This window comes from Vibrio sp. PNB23_22_6 (assembly GCF_052877535.1).
Map to the genome: position 1 here is coordinate 314,760 of NZ_JBNFXP010000001.1, position 22,846 is coordinate 337,605.

The window sequence follows — 22,846 nt, forward strand, 5'->3', positions numbered from 1 at the left end:
AGTTGTATGACGATGCGATTTAACAAAGAAAGTGCTGTTGTAGTGACACGCTCCCTAATGGTGAGTTGCCTTGGTTTGCATACATCGTTAACACAATTTCAATTTAGAAACATTCGAGCTTCAAATCGCTACCTGCCTGCCAAATGATTCTCGCTGCACCAAGCACCTCGAGGTTCTTTGGTTATCATTATTACTTTGCTACACCATGATGAAAGTGGCACCCGGATAAAGCAGTCTTTGTTGTTAAATTGAGTGCTAATCATTTTGTGAACTGAACGTAACCCAGCAATATTAAATTCATATATGCTTAGGGAAGACTCAAGAAATCACAATAATTCAAATAATTGCAAGGAGAAGAGTGATGAGGTTAGAACGAGTTGAAATCTCTGGGTTTCGGGGAATTAAGCGCCTCGCACTCTCTTTTGACGAACTGACGACTTTAATTGGTGAAAATACTTGGGGTAAATCTTCACTTCTGGATGCGCTGTCTCTTGTTCTTCCCGCTGATGGCACTCTGTGTCAGTTCCAAATGACCGACTTCCACGTCGATTACTCCATTTCTCACCCACAAACTCAACATTTACAAATCATTTTGTGTTTCAAAGCTCAGGATAAACAAGAAGCAAACGCTGGTCGCTATCGCCGAATCAAGCCCACTTGGTGTATCAATGAAAACAATGAGCATGTGATCTACTATCGCATTAGTGCATCAAGAGAAGGCGCAAGTATAAAAACCAAATACGCATTTCTTGATTGTAACGGTGAGCCTAAATTACTGCATCACACTGAAAAACTGGCGGTAGAGTTGATGACATTGCATCCAGTGATCCGCTTGCGTGATTCTCGCCGCTTTACTCATCCAAAGCATGTCAATGGCGACAGTAAAAATACACGCATCGAGAAGCGCATTAGCAATACATGCCGCCGTTTGCTCGCGATGCCTGGGCACGTCAATAAAGGCGAGATCCGCAGCAGCCTTGACTCAATGCAAACCTTAGTTGAGCACTATTTCTCTTTTCGTTCAAACTATCGAGGCGATCCAAGAAAGCCACGCGATGGTATGTTTTACGCCAACCCCTCTTCAGAAACAGGGTTGCAGCAGTTTTTACAAGCAACGAATAATAAACAGACACGATTATTGTTGATGGGGTTACTCAACGCATTTCTTCAAGCAAAGGGGCCCACTGACTTGCGACGGTGCGCCCGCCCTCTTTTGATCATTGAAGATCCCGAAGGTCGCTTGCACCCCACTCATCTATCACGGGCTTGGGGATTGTTACAGCTCTTACCAATGCAGAAAATCTTAACAACAAACAGTGCACACTTGCTGGGTTCTGTTCCTTTGTCTTCGATACGTCGCCTTGTGCGTTTATCTGACAGAACAAACGCAACGTCGCTCAATCCATCAAGGTTTAGCGTTGATCAACTCCGTCGGATTGGCTTTCATATTCGATTCCATCGGGCTGGAGCGCTCTTCGCTCGCTGTTGGTTACTTGTCGAAGGCGAAACCGAAGTTTGGCTGTTTAACGAACTAGCACGTCAATGTGGCTACGATCTCGCCGCCGAAGGCGTTCAGATCGTCGAGTTTGCGCAATCAGGATTAAAATCTCTAATCAAAGTTGCAAAAGCATTTGATATTGATTGGCATGTGGTTACTGATGGTGACCAGGCAGGTAAAAAATACGCTCATACTGTAAGGTCAATGCTCGCTCATGACCAAGAGCGCCACCGCTTAACAGAGCTACCAGACAAAGACATCGAACATTTCTTGTACAACCATGGGTTCGAAATTTTCTTTAAGGACATCATCAAAGTTCCTCACGATCATCCAATACCGGCAAAGAAAGTTGTCAATCGAGTATTAAAGAAACAAGCAAAGCCTGATCTCGCCTTAGCCATCGTCTCTCATTGTGAAAAACAAGGCAAAGAGTGCATACCCGTCCTGTTACGTTGGACGCTCAAGCGGGTTGTCACAATGGCTAACGGCAACACATAAAAAACACACCATGTGGGTGTGCTCGTATCAAGAATCAGTAATTTTGATTACCAGTATTTAAGCGGGATAAACTCAAACTCCATACACGATAGATACAAATTATATCGGGGGTACTACTGAACTTGCTCGGAAAGCGAAGAAGTAGTCGCTGATTTCGCATGTAGCCAAAGCCCTGCGGCTTTCATGAGATAACCAAACACGCCTGTCATATTAATGATTAAGCTTTCAGCCAACCCTCTCAAACCACTCGTCGGGGATGCAAAATAGCTAGTACAGCCGAGAAAACCAGCCCAAGGCAGTAGGCCAAAGGTGATAGCAATCCAGCCCCAAACGCCGGACAGAATGCCTGTTGTAATTGCAATTGTTAAAAGTATTGTCATGGTATTCTTACCCGCTTGGTCAGTACCGTACCACTATGGTTCGAATACTGCCTTCATACATATAAAATCAGGCAGACAATACTAGGTCTATTATCCCATCAATTTGGTGACACTGCTGACACTGTTCACGCCAAGTGGCAGAATGCTTTATCATTTGCATGGATAATTTGACGCAATCGTTAAAACAACAGATTTTGGAAATAATAAAATCAAAACGAATCGAACCGAACCGAACAGGAAAACAAATGACAAAAAGGCCCTGCAAAAACACAGAGCCTTTAAAAAATCAGGTTGAAAATGACTTAAAACACGGAAGGTTTGCCCTTCATCATGCGTAAACCTTCACGTTTGATGCAATCTACTAGCGGGTTTTCCGCCATATCGGCTCGCCATATGAACGATAAAGTACGATCCATCTTTAGCTCAGGAACCTTTAACGCGACTAATTCACCCGCTTCAATGTAACGTTCTACATCTAAGTACGGTAAGCAAGTCAAATATTGTCCATTCGCAACTAAGCTACGGAGCACGGGTACGTGTTCGTATTCGCGCCATACATCTAAGTCTTCAATAAGATGATGAATAGAGCTATCAAAAATTTTTCGAGTACCAGAGCCATGTTCTCGCAGTACCCATTTCGCATGCTCTAACTGTGCTAGGCTGACAGAATCGTTACGGGCAAAGGGATGGTGAGACGCTGCAACTACAGTAAGGTGGTCACGACACCAAATCTCTTGGTGTAAACGGTTATCGTCACAGCGGCCTTCAATCACGCCCAAATCGTATTTGTAATCCAGTACACCATCAATAACTGCTTGCGTACTTTGCACACCTAACGAAATTCGCATCTCTGGAAAATCGTTATCAATGATACTGATAAGGTCAGGAACGAGGTGTTCTGCTGGTGTTTGACTTGCCCCTAGTCGGATGTGTCCACTGAGCAAATGCTGCTCGTAAAAGCCCATCTCAATTTGCAGCGCGTCTTGCAGCAAACGCTTCGCTTTTGGCCTTAACCACATCCCCCAATGCGTTAACGCCATTTGCTTGCCTTGCCGTTCAAATAAAGGCCTTCCAAGCATTTTTTCTAATTGCGCAAGCGACATACTTGTCGCTGATTGTGTCAGAGCCAGTTTATCCGCGGCCTGGCTTACACTGCCGGTGTCTGCAACTGCGTCAAAAACCGCTAATTGCTTAAGTGAGTAGCGCAAAGTGTCCTCCCTAATCAGCGAGTATTTTCCATACTCCTGTCCCCAAAAATTAACTGCGTTAATACGCAATAAAGTTCATTTTACCTAGCCTGAAAAACATATCAAATAATTTGATGAGGATTCTAAATATTATCAATTTTACCTCTACTGCTCAGCTGCGTAATCTGGATATGCGGTTCGGGAACACCGCAACAAAAACAAATAACACCTTCACTTTCGAGCGCAACAAACACCTCGATTTCATTAACCAAGGAGTTTCTATGAAACCACAAACTAAGGAGTCAACATGACGGTGACCAGCACTCAAAATCATCAATATTTCTCTCCAAAAGAAATGATGGCTGAAGCCGAGAAGTTTGCCCTTAGCAAAGCGAACAAAACCAGCAGCATGACACTGGGTTTAGCCATCATGGCTGGCGCATTCATCGGTCTAGCATTCTTGTTTTACATCACAGTGACAACAGGGAGTGCAGAAGCCAGTTGGGGCCTTAACCGTTTGGCCGGTGGCTTAGCATTCAGTATGGGGTTGATTCTCATCGTTATTTGCGGTGGTGAGTTGTTTACCAGCTCAGTACTTTCCAGTATCTCTTGGGCCAACAAACAAATTTCGTTTGGCAAGATGTTGTCGATTTGGGGCAAAGTTTATGTCGGTAACTTTATCGGGGCCATGTTCTTGCTCGCCCTAGTCAGCGCAGCAGGCTTATACCAAATGGATGCTGGTCAATGGGGTTTAAACGCACTAAATATTGCACAGCACAAATTACACCACACATTGGTACAAGCATTTGCCCTAGGGGTTCTATGTAACCTATTGGTTTGTCTAGCAATCTGGCTTACGTTCAGTGCTGCAAATGCAATGACCAAAGCAGCGATGACCATCATGCCTGTGGCAATGTTCGTCAGCAGTGGCTTTGAGCACTGTGTGGCCAACATGTTCATGGTACCGCTAGGTATCGTTATCGCGAATTTCGCACCGGAATCATTCTGGACTTCCGTTGGCGTGTCGGCTGCTCAGTACGCAGACCTCAATGTAGGACACTTTATCACTGCCAACCTAATTCCAGTGACGCTGGGCAACATTATTGGTGGCGGAGTATTAGTTGGCTTAGCTAACTGGTGTATCTATCGTCGACCAGAACTAAAAGCTGCAAAAATTTCATCCATCACAACCACTACAACACTCACGTCAGTTAAGGAAAGCACTATGAAAAACGCATCAATTGTAAAAGAGATCATGAACCCGAGTCCAGTGACTCTGAGCGTAGATATGCCAGTATCAACCGCACTAGATACCCTATTGGACCAAAATCTAATCAGCGCACCAGTTATTGACATCGAAAACCGTTTGGTTGGTTTCTTCTCAGCCCACGATGTAATGGTTGAATTGTGGTGCCAAGATTACATCCCTGCTAAAGCGCAAAAAGTGGTGGATTTGATGAGTCGTGACGTTGTCGCAATCGATGCAAGTGACCGATTGGTGGATGTTGTTGAATTCCTATGTATTGATAAAGAGCAACTATACCCAACAACAAGCATGGGCATGGCTACTCGCTTTACCTCTCTTTCTCTAGAAGAACGAGTGAAAAGCATGAAAGTAAGCAAGCCACAAGTACTGCCTGTCCTAGAAAATGGCCACATGGTCGGTGTCATTACTCGTAACGAGGTTCTACAAGCACTACGCCCTGTTTACGGAGAGCGTCTAAATCTAGTTGAAGAAAAAGTCCTAGAAACGGCATAAACACGACAAACTATCAAAACAAGTTGGTACAAAATAAAAAGCGCTCTTGGTTATGAGCGCTTTCTTCGTTTAAGCGATAAAAGATGAAGAATTACTTTTTGATACCTTCAATATGCAGTTCCATATCAACGTAGCTTGAAGACCCCATTACTGGGATTTTAAAATCAGCAAGCTCTAGACGAGTTTGGCCGATAAAACCAGCACGCTCTCCCCCCCATGGGTCGTTACCTGCACCAACAAACTCAGCTTCAATGGTAATTGGTTTCGTTACACCGTGTAGAGTCAGGTCGCCGGTTACATCGAGTTTACCATTACCCTTATCGGTCACTTTAGTGCTCTTAAACGTTGCTTCGCTGTATTTGCTCGCGTCGATGAAATCATTACTACGAATGTGCTTATCACGTTCTGCGTGATTAGAATCAAGGCTAGTTGTGTCTACTACTACGTTTACTTGCGCATCAGCAATGTTGTTTTCATCGAAAGAGAAATCACCAGAGAATGTATTAAAACGTCCCTTGATGAAACTGTAGCCTAAGTGACTAACTTTAAAGTTAATCGATGCGTGAGCACCTTTCGTATCGATAACATAATCCGCAGCATTTGCACCGAATGGTAATGCAAGTGCGAAAGCTAATCCTGTAGCAAAAAGTGACTTTTTCATTGTGAAGCTCCTAGCATTTTTCTTAATGTGTTGTCTTTATCGATAAAGTGATGTTTGAGTGCAGCGACGGCGTGTACACCAGCCATTAGTATCAGAGCCCAAGCGGCATAAAAGTGAATTTCCCCAGCGATGTCTGATTGTCCCGGAAATAACTCTCCTACCCCAAGTATCGTAAACCAGTTAAACACATCGATACCACGACCGTCAGAGGTTGAGATGAGGTAACCTGAAATAAAGATAACAATAAGTAGCAGATACATCACACCATGAACCGCTTTTGCAGCAACCACTTCATAAGGTTTCCCTTCCACTTTAGGTGACGCTGTCACACACTTCCATACGATGCGTGCCAAAGTGAGTATGGCTAATAGAATGCCCACAGATCGGTGATAATGTGGTGCGGTTCGATACCACTCGCTGTAATAGCTAAGGTCCACCATCCACAAACCCACAGCAAACAAACCGATGATGCAAAGTGCAGATAGCCAATGCATAAATCGTGCAGTTAGGTTGTAATTCTTTACTACTGTTCCCATTTCATGTTCCTAGATATCTTTCTAAGTTAATATTATTCGAAAACATAACATTAACTTACCAACCTTGAATGAAACAGATTATTTACCATCATTTACACCCAGCCAACAACCCCCGTTCAAACAACTTGTTCGAAAAATTAGAAGAAGACACAAATTATCTAGAAACCGATAGTTAGAGTTGAACATCTTGCTCGATTTCATACAGTTCATCGGCCATTTCAAGCATCCGTCGTTCAATGAGCGCTTTTGCATCGTCAACCCCTTTATTGTAATAAAGTGGTGCTAGCTTATCGGTGATAAAGTCTATTAAAAACTCGCTATCAAATTGACCGATATCGATACTCAACTCATCTTGCATGTAATCTTGAATTGCATTTGCAAGCGCCTCTTTTTGTGCTCTCTCTAGTTTTATCATGTCATCCCTCTTATGTAATAGTGCCAAAATTGTAGTTTAGATCAAGAAGTTGCCTAACTAAATTAGTCTATCCTCAAAGGACTATGCTAACCTTTTGCAGTTTATATTATTAACTGTGAAGGTATATTCTTTGCTGCTCGACTTAGTCATCCAAAGTGTCAATGATTTTCAAGACGATTGTCTTAAACTGTGCGAGAAGCATTATCCTGCGGTTCATAATCAAGGCATGAGTGAACATCACTTAGGCCTCGCTTTTTCCAGACGTATGGAGCATACCTTTCGACATTTTGGGTATAACAGTATCATCAAGCCTATTGAGGTGCTTAATGCGCCAGATCTACCTCATCACTATCGTATCTCTTCTGAAATAGGCACAGTTTGGGTTCTGAGTCATCATATGGTCAGCGCAGGTAATTCTTGTCGTGAGAATCTATTGTCTTCTATCACAGAATGGCAAAGTGAGTATGGCTATGCGTTACAACCAAACGATTTGTTGTTTTTGGTGACTGATCACTGGATAAGCCGCAGTAAAACCAGTCGTGAGTTACTGCATTGGTGGATGGGGGAACTACCCGTACCCATCGATGAATACACAGAACAAGGCATCACTTTGTATACCAGCGAGTCTCAGTTGACCAATTCACTTGATACACGCTTCGGTATTAGCCCGTGTTACATAAAGTCAGGCCATCCATTACGGCGTTCAAATAAGCAACAGTTGGTTAGAAAGTATCTTCAATTGTATGCCGTGTTACAATGGTAGCCTGCAAGTTCGCTGGACCCGTTATTAACTTATTTATCGATTTGTTTGATATGGGTCGACTATTCTATTTAACTAACACAAACTCTCTTGCTTTTGGTGTATTCGTCAGCGAAAATTTTCTACTCCGTCGTAAAACTAATTGCAAACAATCAGTAAAGTAACGAATGAATAGCATTAGTCTAGGTTGTAACAATAATGATGAGCATCTCGCAGTTGCTTGACTGCATTTTAAAGCAAGTAGATGGACAGTACATCGCACAATACAAGCATCTGACATTGCGAAGTGTCTTCCAGCCTATCTATCATAAAGATCTTTCCATTGTCGGACTCGAAGCATTGGTCCGTATCAGTAATCAAGATGGGTTATTGATAAGACCAGATCAATTTTTTCAATCCAACTGCATTCCAGCCGAAGACCAAATTAATGTCGAACGTCTAAGCCGTTTGATTCACATAAACAATTTCAGTCAATCAAAATTCAATAACAATAAGCTGTTTCTCAATGTATTGCCGACAGCGGCAGAATTACTTGCGCAAGATATCGCTTATCGTAACTTACTCAATCGTACGATCATTCAAGCTAACTTACGAAGGGACCAGATCGTGATTGAGTTGGTTGAGCTGGATGCCCGTAATGAGACACTGCTGTATAAAGCAACCAGAGACTTAAGTAACAATGGCTACTTACTGGCAATAGATGACTACGGCATTGATGCTTCAACAATTGAGCGAGTAAGATCGGTGAAGCCGAACATCATTAAGATCGATCGCTCCTTACTTTTAAGATACGAAAACGGAGATTTTTCTTGCTTGATGGAAGCATTGGCTCTTGCTCAAGAAACCTCCTCAAAAACAGTCATGGAAGGAATTGAAACCGAACATCAACTAAATTTAGTTAAAAAGCTCGGTTTCGATATGTATCAAGGCTACTTATTAGCCATGCCGCAAGCACTTGAAGCATTTCAAAAAGCAAAAACGGCTTAATCAACATTGTTGATAGCCATCATCACCTTTTTATCGGCGCTTTTTCCCACGATTTTTGTGAATCGCGAGTTTCGCCTTTAGTTTACGCTTTTCTGATGAGCGACTCTTACGTTGTCCTAAACCATTGAGTTCGGGCTCAATATCTTCGATCAAGCTCGGCTCAAAGCCTTCTAACCACTCTTGAGGCAGGCGCTGATCGAGCAAGTTTTCTATTGCGTGCAACAGGTACTCTTCATCACGACTCATCAATGAGATGGCTAAACCTGACTTACCTGCACGTCCAGTACGGCCAATTCGATGAACATAATCTTCCGCCTTGAATGGCATATCAAAGTTGACTACCTGCTCTAACTCTTGAATATCTAAACCACGCGCTGCGACGTCTGTTGCAATCAAAGCACGAACTTTACCCGCTTTGAACTCATCCAGTGCACGTTGACGGGCACCTTGAGATTTATCCCCGTTTATTGATACCGCTTTAATACCGTCAAGCTTTAACTCTTTCGCAAGCTCATCACTACCTTGTTTCGTCTTAGTGAATACCAACACTTGTTGCCAGTTGCGAGAGCCAATCAAATACGCAAGTAATTCACGTTTGCGCTTCTTATCCACTGGATAAACCATTTGCTTCACAGTTTCAGCTGTGGTATTCGCCGGGGAGACTTCTACTTCTACCGGAGAATCCATCAATTTGTACGCGATCGTTTTGATGCGCTTTTCAAACGTCGCAGAGAAAAGCATGATCTGCTTGGTTTCTGGTAAGCGACGAAGAATGCGCTGTAAGTCAGGCCAAAAACCCATGTCTAACATTCGATCGGCTTCGTCAAGAACAAGAATGCCTGTTTTTGAGATGTTTACATTGCCGTTAAACAAATGGTCAAGCAAACGACCAGGGGTCGCTATAAGGATATCCGCCCCTTCTCTCAGATTCTTCTTTTGTACACCAATGCTTGTACCACCATACACAGATACGATGCGAAGCTCTGTATTAGCTGCATATTGCGCTAGATTATCAAACACCTGTTGTGCAAGTTCACGAGTCGGAACCAGTATCAACGCTTGTGGGGTTCCGTTAAGTTTCTTTTGCTGTACCGCTTGAATAATAGGCAATCCAAACGCCGCCGTTTTACCGGTTCCCGTTTGCGCAGCAGCAAGTAGATCTTTTCCCGATAATACATGCGGAATCGACTTTTCCTGTACAGGTGTTGGCGACACAATATTCAAACCACTTAGGGTTTCTACCAACTGTTGATCAATGCCAAGATCAGCGAAATTAACGGACATGATAAACCTCATAAATTTTGGAGCGCAGAGTTTACCAGAGCCACCTTAGTCATACTACTTTTAGAAACCGTCAACCTAAGATTTGTTCAGTTGTTGATGGTATTCGTACGCTTGGTTCAGAACATCTTGATAAAGCGACGGAAACTTCGCCTCTAAACTCATATATTCATTTTCTAGCACTTCAAATGTTGTGGTTAAATCCGCCATTCGAGGGCTTCTCTGAGACATTCGATGTAAAGCAAACTCAATATTCTCAAGTGCTCGATACGATAGAAGCCATCCCTCCCTCCACATACGGCTGTGAAGCAGCAAAAAACGAGGTGGTAATGTGTCAACCACTTGAGCGTTGACGTTTTGAAAAGCGAAATAGACAAACTCGTCAAGCGAGTCAGGATGGAATGCATTCCAGTGTTTTGCTAAGCAATGATCCCAAAACATATCAAGGGCGATGGGAGCAAAGCGGCGTGCAACGCCAGTAAAGTGTGGTTTGCACTCTTCGACAATGGCGTGTTGATCGGTAATACGATCGACAAAGCGATGAAGTTTTATGCCATTGGAAATTTCAGTTTGATACTGCTTGCTTGGATCTCCCTTTACGAAATCTCCAAGCAAGTTTCCCATTAAATGGCTATTACAGTGATCTGCAATATGCAGGTGGGCTAGAAAGTTCATTAGACGCTGTGAGTGGTCTTTTAGCTCGTCTTACATGAGCTTAGTATAACGTCTGTTGTGACACGGGGGAGTACTAATTGTACTTATTCGTCTTCTGAGCCAATGTAATCCGACAAGATAATACCGTTCTCAAGAGCATCAAGCATCTCTAGGCATTCATCCTTTTGGTCTTGATCGCTCATTGTGACTTGCTGTATTTTACATCTCCTGAAGCAAATCTGCTTCACACTTCACTGCCACAATTCCAAATTTTCAGTGACAGCTACTCCTATTTTATAGCCTTTATATGACACATATATAACAGTGAGAAATAAAAATTTAAAAAGCTATAACAGGAGTCATAAGTAAACGAATGCATTGTATTGACGACGAATTGCCACCGTTTTATTACACAACGTGAGCAAGTGGCAGGTACGAAGGTAAACCGTTAGTCCAATCCACTCTCAACGAAAAGACGCCACACTGACCCTTTTCGTTGCTAGTAACATTAACTCACCTTTGATGTGATACCTGTTCTCAATCATGTGAGCTGCCCTGCTTGCACATTTTATTTTGAAGTGAATCGAAATAATTTTCTGTATTTGATGAAAAAATGTCTTAAAGGTAAGCCTTCAGCTATTCTTGATGATGCCAAATCCATTTTGCTGCTAGTGAATAATATGAATAATTACAACAACACAAAAAATACTGACGACCTTCAATGCCCACTCTGTCAATGTGATGAGTATATGATCTCATCCAATGGCGAAAAATTCACATGCGCTTCATGTGGGTTCCATACAAAACACTTTTCTTCCATCCAACGTGTACATCACACCCCCTATCTACAAACTAAATTCAAACATGTTCATAGTTTGAGTAACGTGTGCCATTAAACGAGATTAAGAATTAGCGCATCGCTATACCGAGCAGCCTAACAGCTGCTCTTTTAGTTCGTGCAAGTGGTTAATACGAATGACTCGTTCATCGTCAACAAGATTAATAAGTACACCGTTATACAACTGAACCGTCTTAATGCCTGCATTAAGGCCCGCTTCAACGCCTTTTGGTGTATCATCAACGTATAAGCAATCACTTGGCAGGAAGCCCATATTCATCGCACTGTACATGATGAGATCCGGCTCAGGCTTCCAACTGTTTGCATCAAACGCAGAAAAAACCTTACCTTTAAAAATATCAAGTAAGCCCGTTAATTCAAGTGCATATTCAACTTTATCTTTAGGTCCATTCGACGCTACGCAGTATTCAATATGGTGTGAGTCGAGAAAATCGATCAACTCTTTCACGCCTTCCATTGGCTTCAAGTGACGCACAAATAGCTTTTGCACTTCTTCTCGATATTGTGGCTCGAGTACATCGATTGACACATCCATTGCCATTAACTTTTTAGCATCAATCAAGATATCTGCTAATTTACCGCCTTTGAAATGGACGATACAGTCATCGATGGTCATTTCTGTTCCGTGCCGACCGAATACGTTAACTAAGGCCTGGCAACACAAACGCTCACTGTCAACCAATGTTCCGTCACAGTCAAATATGATGCATTTAATCTCGTTAATAGCCATGGCATGCCCCCAAACCTTAATTTTTGTGTCAACCAATCATCTTGGTCTTTTCCACCTGCTGCTCAGATTTCAACATGATATTAAAGTTTAGGTCGCTTTAAACGAGAGAGTTGGCATTTCTCAAAAATGACAAAGAGCAATTCACTTTTTTTCGCACAAGATCACCGAAAGCGCCCTCAAGCTCAAAAAAGATGCGATATAAAACAACATAACCTTATCGTTAGTCTTCACAACCTGGATATAAATAACGCTCCTAAACGAAACGTTCTAAATTATCAAACACGAGTTGACACAAGGCATGGTCAAATGTTGGCCCCTTCCACGTAACAAAAGCTCTGCCGCTTCTGATAAACTTTCATCCCGAATTTCGACAAAATTAATTTGAGGAAACTTCTCCATTTCTACGGTCACGCGCTGGCGAATTAATTCGGAAGTCATACTTCGAACGGCAAGATAATATTGATTTTTAATACTTGGTCGTAGAAGATTAATCAGTTTAATATTTTCCTCTACACGATCGCATTCATACAATACCGTGCCTGTGTGTCGTATTGACTAACGACGCTTGTTCGTCATTTATTCCTACAGCAATCCACTGAGCAACACGTTGAAAATTAGGTAGATAACGCTGAAAAAATGGTAGCGCCGTATCGTCTGAAATGATAATGCCATCAAAAATATAGTCTTGAGATTTGAATAACATGTACTGAGCTATTTACGGTAAATAGCCATCAGAGTGGATTCGCTGTGCATCTAGATATTCGATAAACAGCTTGACTTCGTTATCGGTTTGCTCAAAGCCTTTTACATGACATTGGTCCATTGATAAGATGGTTCATAGGCATGTAGAAGCAGTATTCGTTTGAGTTCCCCTTTCAGAGTCGTGAACATTGACTACTGCCGTCCCTAAGCACAACAACAGCGCCATTACAGGCTCAAAACGCTTAATCGTGTTTTACCCAGCTTAAGAGAAATGTTGCGTCGATGAAATGTTGAATTCCGGACAGAGCTCCACAAAAATCAGTGTTCTAACACAATCGTCTCACACATTTTTTTATCTCTATCGAGTTTTTTAGCTAAATCTGCTGCAAACTGCTGCTTGTCTAAGTGTTGAGAAACAGCAATATCCGAAATTAGGGTGTTCCCTTCCAGATGACTCACAATGGCCGCACCGACCGCCTCTCTATCACTAAATCCGACATACAACTCAAACTCAGGAACCAAAATTATCTGGGTCAAATACTCAATGATCATTTCTTGATCGCGCTGCTCGTCCCAACGCTGTGACTGAAGGATAGAGAACATCACCGTCAGTCTATGAAAATCGACAAGGAAAATATCCTTTGCTTCCAGCACATTATCTTTAGTAAGTAACAGTGATTTATCGATAACCTCATGGCTTAGCGTTTCAAGAGTTTGGAAGTAAATTTCACGCCCTTCGAGACTTTCTTTTGTCGGAAACTCCACTTCGACTAAATCATGTAGCCATGCGTTTTTTCGTTTTATGATATCTAACTGTTGTTCATTCATTTTGTTACCTTAAGTGCCACATTCATCAACCTGCAGCGAGTAAATACGGGACTTTGATTACACTACCCGTTATTGAGAGGTACATTAGCATGAAGCCTCTAACAAACCTAGCTAAACTCCTGAGGTAACGTCAAATTTTGTTTTCAGTTCGTCTGTCTGATAAATTGAACCAATTACTTGCCGATTTTAAGGATATAAAATGAAAAAACGCTTGCTTGCTTTAAGTTTAGTTACCGTCTTAGCGGGATGTGGCGATAACGAGGTTGGTGATGTATCGCTAGGTATGTTCACGATGAAAGATATTAAAATCGGCCACCTACAGGATGAGGAAGTCACTGGTGTTACTTGCCATATCGCCTCTATCGAAGCGAATTTAAGCTTATCCGATCCAAGTGACAGCTCCATATCTTGCCGTCAAACCGGTGATATTACCCCAGAAATGATAGCCAAAATCGACAAAAGTAAATCAGGAGAAGTAGTGTTTAAAAAATCAAAGAGCATCTTCTTCAAAACAATGAAAGTAAGACGCATCTTTGATCCAGAGAGCCAAACATTGCTGTATTTGTCTTACACAACCAAAGAGACCGACGGTAGCTTTAAGCACAGCTTATCAACGGTTCCACTATGGGGCACTAAAGCTTACGTAGAACCGGCTGTAACACAGGAAAAGTAATCCTAAATCGCTTGTAATAACATCAGCCCGCTGCATTTTTCAGCGGGCAAATTTCTTTGTGATTTAGGTAATGAATTTCATTTTTTTGTGATATAATTTCGTCTCTTTTTTTTCTCATTAAAGAACAAGCATGAAGTTTCCTGGTCAGCGTAAATCTAAACACTACTTCCCAACTCACGCTCGAGATCCATTAGTTAACCAAATTCGACCAACTCCGAAATTGTACCGTCCAACGGTTGTTGGTGTTGGTCAAACCATCGTAGATATCGAAGCACGCGTTGACGATGCGTTTTTAGAAAAATACAAACTAAGCAAAGGACACTCGCTCGTTCTTGAAGAGAGCAAAGCGGATGCACTATACGAAGAGCTAGTCGAAAAAGGCCTGATTACCCATCAGTACCCTGGTGACACGATTGGTAACACGCTGCACAACTACTCAGTATTGGCAGACAGCAAATCGGTGCTTCTAGGTGTGATGTCTAAGAACATCCAAGTTGGTTCATTTGCATACCGCTACCTATGCCGCACATCTTCTCGTATGAACCTAAACCACCTCCAAACGGTTGATGGTCCGATTGGTCGTTGCTATACACTCATTACTCAAGATGGTGAACGAACTTTCGCGATTAACGAAGGTCACATGAACCAACTGCTTCCTGAAAGCATTCCAGAAGAAGTATTCAAAAAAGCCTCTGCTCTTGTTGTTTCTTCTTACCTTATGCGTGGTAAAGAAGAAGATCCAATGCCAAAAGCGGTTCAGCGTGCAATCAACTTCGCTAAGAAGCATGACGTTCCTGTAGTTCTGACGCTTGGCACAAAGTACGTCATTGAAGGTAATGCTGAGTGGTGGCAGGAATACATCCGTGAAAACGTGTCTGTTGTCGCGATGAATGAAGAAGAAGGCGCGGCGTTAACCGGTGAATCTGATCCTCTTACTGCCGCCGACAAAGCACTAGAATGGGTTGATCTTGTACTGTGTACCGCTGGGCCTGATGGCCTATACATGGCAGGCTACACCGACGAGATAGTAAAACGCGAAACGACACATGATATTCTTGAAGGCTCCATTAAAGAGTTCAACAAATTCGAGTTTAGTCGCGCGATGCGTCAAGAAGACTGTAAGAAGCCAATGAAAGTGTATTCTCACATCGGCCCATACCTTGGCGGTCCACTTGAGATTAAAAACACAAATGGTGCTGGTGATGCAGCACTGTCTGCACTTCTTCACGATATGGCAGCAAACTCTTTCCACCAGAAGGAAGTACCAAACTCTGAGAAACATGAAGTACGTTGTCTAACTTACTCTTCTCTATCCCAGATTTGTAAATACGCAAACCGCGTAAGCTACGAAGTGCTTACTCAGCACTCTCCTCGTCTATCTCGAGCGCTACCAGAGCGTGAAGATAGCCTAGAAGAGACCTACTGGGATCGCTAAAAACTAAGTGCTTAGAGCAAAAAATTGGTAAAGGCCACCATTTGGTGGCCTTTTTGTTTTGATCTAACGCAGTATTTAGTGTTTTTTGTTATCATGTAGCACGCTACCGCGCATGAACTGCTTTACAGCTTTTATTTTACCAGTATCATCCCCACGCAAACGTTTGCGCAATAACAATACTGTCTATTCGATTGTTTATGTTGAAAGCGACGTGTTAGCCATTTTTTTGGAGTATCCATGCAGTCTGATATTGAAATTTGCCGAAACACACCGTTGTCTTCTATTGTGACCGTTGCTGCAAATGCTGGTCTTTTGCCGCACGAGTTCGATACACACGGAAAACACAAAGCTAAAGTTCATCCCCAATGTCTTGAACGCTTAAATACCAACCAAGATGGTAAATTGGTGCTGGTCACTGCAATTACACCTACCCCTTTGGGTGAAGGAAAAACCGTAACAACCATCGGTCTTGCGCAGGGCCTATCAAAAATCACCCCATCAGTGATGGCGTGTATCCGTCAACCATCCATGGGGCCGGTATTTGGTGTGAAAGGTGGTGCTGCGGGCGGTGGCTACTCTCAAGTTGCGCCAATGGACGAACTTAATCTTCATCTTACTGGTGACATTCATGCTGTCACAGCCGCCCATAACCTTGCCTCTGCAGCGCTTGATGCTCGCTTATACCACGAGCAACGTGAAGGCTACGATGCATTTGAAGCGCGTACCGGGCTCAACGCACTAAAAATAGACGTTGAGCGCATTACGTGGAAACGCGTAATGGACCATAACGACCGTGCGCTGCGCATGGTTAAGATTGGCCTGAACGAAGAAGGCAAAACCATCAATGGTTTTGAGCGCGAAGAAGGTTTCGATATCTCAGCGGCTTCAGAGCTAATGGCGATTCTTGCGCTGTCGCAAGACCTAAAAGATCTCCGCCAGCGTATCGGTCGTATCGTTGTTGCTTACGATCTAGATGGAAAACCTGTCACAACAGAAGACCTGCAAGTTGCTGGGGCAATGGCAGTAACACTCAAAGAGACGATTGCACCAACCTTGATGCAAACACTTGAAGGCGTCCCTACTCTTATTCACGCAGGTCCGTTTGCCAACATTGCTCACGGCAACTCTTCCATCATCGCAGACCAGATTGCACTTAAACTTTCTAGTTACGTTGTCACTGAGGCTGGTTTTGGTTCAGACATGGGCTTTGAAAAAGCGTGCAACATTAAAGCGACGGCAGCCAACCGTGCACCTGACTGTGTGGTGATTGTCGCAACATTACGTGGTTTAAAAGCGAACTCGGGTCACTACGACTTGCGACCGGGAATGGCCATTCCCGATACCATATTCAATCCGGATCCTGCAGCGTTAGAAGCTGGGTTTGAAAACCTTAAATGGCACATCAATAACGTACATAAGTATGGTATCCCTACCGTTGTCGCGATCAACCAGTTTCCACAAGATTCCGCAGATGAGTTGGCGGAGCTAACATCCCTAATCAACAGCTTCAATCCTGGTGTTAAAGTGGCAGTAAGTACGGCGTTCGGCCTAGGTGGTGAAGGCGCGATTGAACTGGCACAACATGTGATCGAGACTTGTGAGCAACCTTCTGAGTTTCGCCCTCTTTACACCAAAGACCAATCTTTAAAAGAGAAATTGATGGCCGTGTGTGAAGCAGGATATGGTGCATCGAGCATTGAGATGAGTGAGTTGGCTAAAAAGCAACTGGCAGATTTTGAAAAACTAGGCTTTGATGATCTCGCCGTGTGTATTGCCAAAACACCATTGTCTATCACCACAGATTCTGCGATTAAAGGTGCGCCAAGCGGGTTTACTGTGCCTATCCGCGAGCTACGCTTATGCGCTGGTGCAGGTTTTATTTATGCGCTTTCCGGTAACGTGATGACCATGCCAGGCCTTCCAGATAAACCTGCATTTATGAACCTTGACCTAGACGAGCATGGCAATATTGTTGGTTTGTCATAATCTATCAGAGAAGATCACTAGTATTTCTTTCTTCCATTCATTCTCCTTTTAATAGTTCATACTAAAGGATAGCTTTGTACCCAAGTGGCTTCATCAAGGCACTTGGGTACTGATCGTCATAACACAGACTTCCTCACCAACTATCGCCCCAATACAGTGCAAGACAAGGTGATCATCCCCTAAATTAGTGCAATTGCCTGATGTCCCCTCTCTACCACATTGATTTTGCTTAATACACTCTATGGCTCGATTCTTGAACTAAAGTTTAAGAAATGGACATTCGATTACCAATTCATCGTGCAGATTTAGGATAAACCCACTCCCCGGGTTTAATGCTGTTTCGAAAATAATACAAGGGAAAGGGAAGATTTATGCAAGATGCACTCGCAGTAATTTTGGCCGGTGGAATGGGCTCTAGGCTAAGCCCCCTTACTGATGACAGAGCCAAGCCTGCCGTACCATTTGGTGGTAAGTACCGAATCATTGACTTCACACTGACTAACTGTCTTCATTCAGGTTTACGAAAGATTCTCGTCCTGACACAGTACAAATCACATTCACTGCAAAAACACCTTCGTGACGGTTGGTCCATATTCAACCCTGAACTTGGTGAATACATCACGGCCGTACCTCCGCAGATGCGCAAAGGTGGAGCATGGTATGAAGGGACGGCCGATGCGATCTACCACAATATGTGGCTGTTATCTCGTAATGATGCGAAGTACGTCGTGGTACTTTCTGGTGATCATATCTATCGAATGGATTATGCAGCCATGCTAGAAGAGCATAAAGAGAATGGTGCAAAACTCACGGTTGCCTGCATGGATGTTCCTGTAGAAGAGGCCTGCGCCTTCGGCGTCATGGGGATCAATGAAGATGGTCTGGTCCAGTCCTTTGTAGAAAAACCTGATCAACCACCAACTCTCCCTGAGGACTCAACGAAAAGCCTTGTTTCTATGGGAATCTACATTTTCGATATGGACGTTCTGCAAGTTGCACTGGAAGAAGATGCCAAATTGGAAACTTCAAGCCATGACTTTGGTAAAGACATCATTCCGAAATTGATCGATACCGAGTCCGTTTACGCCTACAAATTCTGTGGTAGTAAAGGTCGAGTAGACAAAGATTGCTACTGGCGTGATGTGGGCACTCTTGATTCTTTCTACGAGGCGAATATGGATCTACTAGAGCCAGTCCCACCAATGAATCTCTATCAGCCCAACTGGGCAATTCGTACCTACGAGGGACAATTTCCACCAGCACGTACCGTCTCTTCCGCTACGGGGAATGAAGGTATTTTTATTAACTCCATTATTGCAAATGGTGTGATTAACTCCGGAGGCTCTGTGCAACATTCTGTGATTTTTTCAGATGTTAGTATCAACGACAGCGCTACTATTGTCGATAGCATTATCTTTGACAACGTTGAAGTCGGAGAAGGTTGCCAGCTGGTTAGCTGCATCATCGACAAACATGTGAAGATACCACCTCATACCCAAATTGGAATCAATAAAATTGAAGATGCTAAACGCTTCCATGTTTCCGAGAAAGGCATTGTTGTAATACCAGAGGACTACGAGTTTTAGCGCTTCAGATGCCTGAATTAAAGCAGCAAAAATAAAGCGCGCGATGTACATCGCGCGCTTTTTCATCTCCATTTAATTTGGATTAGATATTACACACTGTTGACCAACTACCATCACTACCTGGTTCCGATGCTGTCCACCAGTTCGCCTTGTATACCACACCGTTATGAATCACTTTATCACCTTGGTTTGCGTGGCTTGGGTTACCTTGCCAATCTGTTTGAGGGAAGTCTGGGTAAGTGACCAGTCCAGCCGTGTCACAAGTACCAGGTTCCGCACCGCCAGTGCCAGTGCCAGAGTTTAGCTCACCGATTGGTAATTCTGGTTGCTCAAACTTGAACGCAAACTCTTTACCACCAGAAATCACCGTGTAATTAGCAGGACCAGAGATTGGTAGGTAGTAAACCATATCAAGCTCGTAACTCCCTCCCTCAGGCAGGTCTTTCCATGCAGGTAGAGAGAAGGATGCGCGGTGCATTACACCGTCCAAACCACCGATGTTGTTTGCACGAGTATGCCCAGACGCAATCACACTGAGGCCACCACCAGACTGATCTTTGGCGTTATCCGGTGCAGATACAGGAATATCGAACTGGAACTCTGTACCGCCAGGAATCGCTTGACCCGTGTTGTTTGTGAACGTGATCTTCGGATTAATTGGGTAGTTTTGGTCACCCACTTTGAAGCCACCAATACTCACTGCGATGTCGACTGCTTCTGTCGGGATAGTACCTATTGCGATCTTGTTGCCGTAAGGCGTTGCAGACTTAAACTTGTCGTAAATAGCTTTAGTCATAGTGTTACCCATGTGGTACTCACCATTACCAGCCGCACATGCCTGTTCAGTTGCATCAATCGTCGTACGGTTACCGTTCGCGTCGAGTACGTAACAGCTATAGTCACCTGCTAGTTCCCAGAACATGATACCGCCGATTTCTTTATCGATAACGTAGTCTGCTTTCACTTCAACTGACGCTTTGTCTTCTGTTGACAGGAATACGCTCTTCTCTGCGTTCCATAGCCATGGTGCTACTGCAACATCATCGTAGTTACGCGTGTACGTACCCACCAATTGGTCTGATGGTTCGTTTACTGGATCTAGACCGTACGCTTGAGCGTAAGAACCCCAAATGCCTTTCTCTAGGTTCTTCGCGTGCCATATTGGGTTAGAACCAGCGCCCATTTCGTTACCTTTAGGGTCAGTATCGTGCCACATGTTATCGATACCTAGAGCACCGTGACCACAGTTGTTCTTCTCGCCTTCACCTGTACCTGGTGCACACTCAGTTTGGTTAGGTAGCGCAGCTCGGCCCCAAAGACCATTTTCACCACCTGTTACACCTTGCCAACCACGGGTGTAGTAAGGCACACCAATGTTAATGCGACCAGCAGGCATTGAACCACGGAAGTAATGATACGCCCAGTCAGTGTTCAAGTAACCAATACCACCGTATGCAGCCGTGCCGTAAACGTTCCACTGAGCGAGCTCTGAATCTTTACCTGTATCGAACAGTGCCGCGTTGTGGCCAACGTGATCGTTCCAGGCACCATGCAAGTCGTAAGACATGATGTTCACGTAATCGAGGTACTTAGTTACATCGAAGGTTTCCATACCACGCAGTAGGTAACCTGAAGATGGTGCTGCAATCGTCAGCATGTAATGAATACCGTCTTGATTAGAGGCGACATCTAGCTTCTCACGAAGTACCCTCATTAACTCCTGGTAAGATGCCCATAAATACGGACGACGTGGTTCCATGAAGTCTTTATCGTAAGGGTTACCCGCACCAGCCATAGACGTGGGGTATTCGTAGTCGATATCTAAACCATCGAATTTGTAGGTACGCATCATCTCTACGGCAGACGTTGCAAACTTCTCGATACCTGTGTAGTTGATTGAACCGTCTGCGTTGGTTGTCATCGTGTAGAAACCGCCATCAGCGACACGGTTACCATCAGCGCCGAAGTGACCGCCTGTTTCTGCCCAACCACCAATCGAAATCAGAGTTTTAACGTCATGTTTTTGCTTATAAGTTGCCAGTGCACCGAAGTGACCTTTAAAGCCTAACGCAGGATCAACTTCCACACCCGGCCAAGTTTTACCTGTTGCAGGGTTCGTAGGATCAGTCACGTCACCAACGTTCACTTTACCATCAGAGCCAATGCTCACGAACGCGTAGTTGATGTGGGTAAGTTGCTCCCAAGGAATATCTTTGACGAGGTAAGTCGCTTGCGGATCATCACCACTACGCCAGCTTGTGAAGTAACCAATGACACGGCGTGGGTGATCGGTGCCCATTAATTCACGACCTTCTTCGTCGTAAATTGTACAGTAAGGAACGTCAACGCCCGTTGTTTGGTATAAGCCATCTGGACGACAGCTAGACACGACTGGGCCGCCATTAACGCTTAGAGAAGCAAGCGAAGAATCCGTTGTTGCGCCAAGGTCATCCGTTGCTTTCGCATAAATGGGGACAGAACCCACTTGTTCAGGTGTGAAATCAACAGCGTAAGGAGCAGCGGTTGCCGTACCAACAAGCGTACCTGCTGCAAAGAACTCAACTTTAGCGACCGTACCATCTGCATCAGCTGCGTTAGCTGAAACCGTTACTGTACCGCCAAGTTCAACAGAAGTTGCAGATAGCGCCACGTCTACCGTTGGCGCTTCGTTACTAGGTTGATCCGCAGCGACAGTGAGCGTTACAGCACTTACTGTGCTCACTGCACCTTTATCGTCGTAAGCTTTAGTCGAAAACTCGTGTGCACCTTGCGCGGCTATCCAGGTCGCTGAGAATGGTGCAGACGTTGAAGTACCAACCAAAGCACCATCAACAAAGAACTCAACTTTACTGATGGAGCCATCGGCATCAGTTGCATCCGCTGCCAAGTTGACAACATCACCCGCCATGATAGAAGCCGACGCAGAAGGTGAGGTTAATGTAACTGTCGGTATTTCATTTAATGGGGGATCAATAACGCCACCATCACAAGCGCCAAGGTTTTTCCACTCTCCCCACTCACCAGATTGTGAAGGGTTGTTGTTTTGCGTCCAGTAACGCGCTTGGTATGCGTTGTTTTCAAACTGAACTTGATCGCCGCCATGATAAACTTTTGACGAATCCCAAGTATCTAAAGGGGTACAGTCAACGGCTGCGTAGCTGTTGAATGCCATTAGGTAAGAAGCAGTCAAAGTGCTGAATGTAAAGACACTCTTTGCTGCTTTCCCATTTCTAAGGTGCATAGCGCTCTTCCTTAAGTTATTGTTTACACGTTATTATATGAATTGCATAAGCTGCATTCACACTTTTGTTTTGACGTAAAATAACTTAAGTACAACTTTCCCATTTCACATTAAATATTTATAAATTTTCAACAGCACTTCTCAACATTCCACTAAAACGTTGCAACAAAGTACGGCTTATTTTGCACCG

18 protein-coding genes are annotated in these 22,846 nt (G+C 43.8%); 8 read left to right on the forward strand and 10 right to left on the reverse strand.

The genetic code is table 11. From position 1 onward, the window contains the following. Positions 1-361 precede the first annotated feature (361 nt). Positions 362-1,996: an ATP-dependent endonuclease gene (locus ACVA54_RS01365; RefSeq protein WP_099077721.1), complete on the forward strand. Its 1,635-nt coding sequence runs from the start codon at positions 362-364 to the stop codon at positions 1,994-1,996. 113 nt (positions 1,997-2,109) lie between these two features. Here ACVA54_RS01365 and ACVA54_RS01370 read toward each other — a convergent pair whose 3' ends face one another. Next, on the reverse strand, positions 2,110-2,376 hold the full coding sequence (locus ACVA54_RS01370; protein ID WP_099077720.1) for a DUF1097 domain-containing protein: 267 nt from the start codon (positions 2,374-2,376) through the stop codon (positions 2,110-2,112). A gap of 302 nt (positions 2,377-2,678) precedes the next feature. Further along, positions 2,679-3,584: a LysR substrate-binding domain-containing protein gene (locus ACVA54_RS01375; protein WP_099077719.1), complete on the reverse strand. Its 906-nt coding sequence runs from the start codon at positions 3,582-3,584 to the stop codon at positions 2,679-2,681. 286 nt (positions 3,585-3,870) lie between these two features. Here ACVA54_RS01375 and focA point away from each other — a divergent pair, with 286 nt between their 5' ends. Beyond that, on the forward strand, positions 3,871-5,322 hold the full coding sequence (gene focA, locus ACVA54_RS01380; protein ID WP_446649346.1) for a formate transporter FocA: 1,452 nt from the start codon (positions 3,871-3,873) through the stop codon (positions 5,320-5,322). Between the two features lie 91 nt (positions 5,323-5,413). On the opposite strand, the gene ACVA54_RS01385 is transcribed toward focA, so the two are convergent. From ACVA54_RS01385 to ACVA54_RS01395, 3 genes are all read right to left on the reverse strand, one after another. After that, positions 5,414-5,983, reverse strand: coding sequence for a YceI family protein (locus ACVA54_RS01385; RefSeq protein WP_099077717.1), 570 nt, complete (start codon positions 5,981-5,983; stop codon positions 5,414-5,416). After that, on the reverse strand, positions 5,980-6,519 hold the full coding sequence (locus tag ACVA54_RS01390) for a cytochrome b (protein WP_099077716.1): 540 nt from the start codon (positions 6,517-6,519) through the stop codon (positions 5,980-5,982). The genes ACVA54_RS01385 and ACVA54_RS01390 overlap by 4 nt, the downstream gene beginning before the upstream one ends. A gap of 172 nt (positions 6,520-6,691) precedes the next feature. Further along, positions 6,692-6,934, reverse strand: a complete 243-nt coding sequence (locus ACVA54_RS01395) for a DUF2164 domain-containing protein (RefSeq protein WP_119463904.1) — start codon at positions 6,932-6,934, stop codon at positions 6,692-6,694. A 130-nt stretch (positions 6,935-7,064) separates the two neighbouring features. Between ACVA54_RS01395 and ACVA54_RS01400 the strand changes: the two genes are divergently transcribed. Together ACVA54_RS01400 and ACVA54_RS01405 are read left to right on the forward strand one after the other, a co-directional pair. Beyond that, complete coding sequence (locus tag ACVA54_RS01400) at positions 7,065-7,697, forward strand: hypothetical protein (RefSeq protein WP_099077714.1); 633 nt, start codon at positions 7,065-7,067, stop codon at positions 7,695-7,697. 195 nt (positions 7,698-7,892) lie between these two features. After that, complete coding sequence (locus tag ACVA54_RS01405) at positions 7,893-8,681, forward strand: EAL domain-containing protein (RefSeq protein WP_119463906.1); 789 nt, start codon at positions 7,893-7,895, stop codon at positions 8,679-8,681. Between the two features lie 30 nt (positions 8,682-8,711). On the opposite strand, the gene ACVA54_RS01410 is transcribed toward ACVA54_RS01405, so the two are convergent. The 4 genes from ACVA54_RS01410 to ACVA54_RS01425 all read right to left on the reverse strand — a co-directional run bounded on the left by ACVA54_RS01410 (position 8,712) and on the right by ACVA54_RS01425 (position 13,735). Beyond that, on the reverse strand, positions 8,712-9,965 hold the full coding sequence (locus ACVA54_RS01410) for a DEAD/DEAH box helicase (RefSeq protein WP_172438023.1): 1,254 nt from the start codon (positions 9,963-9,965) through the stop codon (positions 8,712-8,714). 75 nt (positions 9,966-10,040) lie between these two features. After that, positions 10,041-10,637, reverse strand: coding sequence for an acyl carrier protein phosphodiesterase (locus ACVA54_RS01415; RefSeq protein ID WP_099077711.1), 597 nt, complete (start codon positions 10,635-10,637; stop codon positions 10,041-10,043). Between the two features lie 899 nt (positions 10,638-11,536). Continuing rightward, positions 11,537-12,205: an HAD-IA family hydrolase gene (locus tag ACVA54_RS01420; protein ID WP_099077710.1), complete on the reverse strand. Its 669-nt coding sequence runs from the start codon at positions 12,203-12,205 to the stop codon at positions 11,537-11,539. 1,020 nt (positions 12,206-13,225) lie between these two features. Then, complete coding sequence (locus tag ACVA54_RS01425) at positions 13,226-13,735, reverse strand: flavodoxin (RefSeq protein WP_446649347.1); 510 nt, start codon at positions 13,733-13,735, stop codon at positions 13,226-13,228. A 199-nt stretch (positions 13,736-13,934) separates the two neighbouring features. On the opposite strand from ACVA54_RS01425, the gene ACVA54_RS01430 reads away from it, so the two are divergent. The 4 genes from ACVA54_RS01430 to glgC all read left to right on the forward strand — a co-directional run bounded on the left by ACVA54_RS01430 (position 13,935) and on the right by glgC (position 19,415). Further along, entirely contained in the window at positions 13,935-14,408 is a 474-nt protein-coding gene (locus ACVA54_RS01430; RefSeq protein ID WP_099077707.1) for a CreA family protein, read from the forward strand. Positions 14,409-14,538: 130 nt separating this feature from the next. After that, positions 14,539-15,843, forward strand: a complete 1,305-nt coding sequence (locus ACVA54_RS01435) for an inosine/guanosine kinase (RefSeq protein WP_099077706.1) — start codon at positions 14,539-14,541, stop codon at positions 15,841-15,843. 237 nt (positions 15,844-16,080) lie between these two features. After that, a complete protein-coding gene (locus ACVA54_RS01440) occupies positions 16,081-17,829 on the forward strand; it encodes a formate--tetrahydrofolate ligase (protein WP_119463908.1) in 1,749 nt (582 codons plus the stop codon). 371 nt (positions 17,830-18,200) lie between these two features. Next, positions 18,201-19,415 (forward strand): glucose-1-phosphate adenylyltransferase, encoded by a 1,215-nt coding sequence (gene glgC, locus ACVA54_RS01445; RefSeq protein ID WP_099077704.1) that lies wholly within the window; start codon positions 18,201-18,203, stop codon positions 19,413-19,415. Between the two features lie 82 nt (positions 19,416-19,497). Here glgC and ACVA54_RS01450 read toward each other — a convergent pair whose 3' ends face one another. After that, complete coding sequence (locus ACVA54_RS01450; protein ID WP_446649348.1) at positions 19,498-22,656, reverse strand: chitinase C-terminal domain-containing protein; 3,159 nt, start codon at positions 22,654-22,656, stop codon at positions 19,498-19,500. Positions 22,657-22,846 lie beyond the last annotated feature (190 nt).

Bases quoted from the DNA above. Each gene is read 5' to 3' on its own strand.
- ACVA54_RS01390 (WP_099077716.1), bottom strand. From the start codon at position 6,519: ATGGGAACAGTAGTAAAGAATTACAACCTAACTGCACGATTTATGCAT.
- ACVA54_RS01415 (WP_099077711.1), bottom strand. From the start codon at position 10,637: ATGAACTTTCTAGCCCACCTGCATATTGCAGATCACTGTAATAGCCAT.
- ACVA54_RS01450 (WP_446649348.1), bottom strand. From the start codon at position 22,656: ATGCACCTTAGAAATGGGAAAGCAGCAAAGAGTGTCTTTACATTCAGC.
- ACVA54_RS01385 (WP_099077717.1), bottom strand. From the start codon at position 5,983: ATGAAAAAGTCACTTTTTGCTACAGGATTAGCTTTCGCACTTGCATTA.
- ACVA54_RS01435 (WP_099077706.1), top strand. From the start codon at position 14,539: ATGAAGTTTCCTGGTCAGCGTAAATCTAAACACTACTTCCCAACTCAC.
- ACVA54_RS01370 (WP_099077720.1), bottom strand. From the start codon at position 2,376: ATGACAATACTTTTAACAATTGCAATTACAACAGGCATTCTGTCCGGC.
- ACVA54_RS01430 (WP_099077707.1), top strand. From the start codon at position 13,935: ATGAAAAAACGCTTGCTTGCTTTAAGTTTAGTTACCGTCTTAGCGGGA.
- ACVA54_RS01425 (WP_446649347.1), bottom strand. From the start codon at position 13,735: ATGAATGAACAACAGTTAGATATCATAAAACGAAAAAACGCATGGCTA.
- ACVA54_RS01410 (WP_172438023.1), bottom strand. From the start codon at position 9,965: ATGTCCGTTAATTTCGCTGATCTTGGCATTGATCAACAGTTGGTAGAA.
- ACVA54_RS01395 (WP_119463904.1), bottom strand. From the start codon at position 6,934: ATGATAAAACTAGAGAGAGCACAAAAAGAGGCGCTTGCAAATGCAATT.
- focA (WP_446649346.1), top strand. From the start codon at position 3,871: ATGACGGTGACCAGCACTCAAAATCATCAATATTTCTCTCCAAAAGAA.
- ACVA54_RS01365 (WP_099077721.1), top strand. From the start codon at position 362: ATGAGGTTAGAACGAGTTGAAATCTCTGGGTTTCGGGGAATTAAGCGC.
- ACVA54_RS01440 (WP_119463908.1), top strand. From the start codon at position 16,081: ATGCAGTCTGATATTGAAATTTGCCGAAACACACCGTTGTCTTCTATT.
- ACVA54_RS01405 (WP_119463906.1), top strand. From the start codon at position 7,893: ATGATGAGCATCTCGCAGTTGCTTGACTGCATTTTAAAGCAAGTAGAT.
- glgC (WP_099077704.1), top strand. From the start codon at position 18,201: ATGCAAGATGCACTCGCAGTAATTTTGGCCGGTGGAATGGGCTCTAGG.
- ACVA54_RS01420 (WP_099077710.1), bottom strand. From the start codon at position 12,205: ATGGCTATTAACGAGATTAAATGCATCATATTTGACTGTGACGGAACA.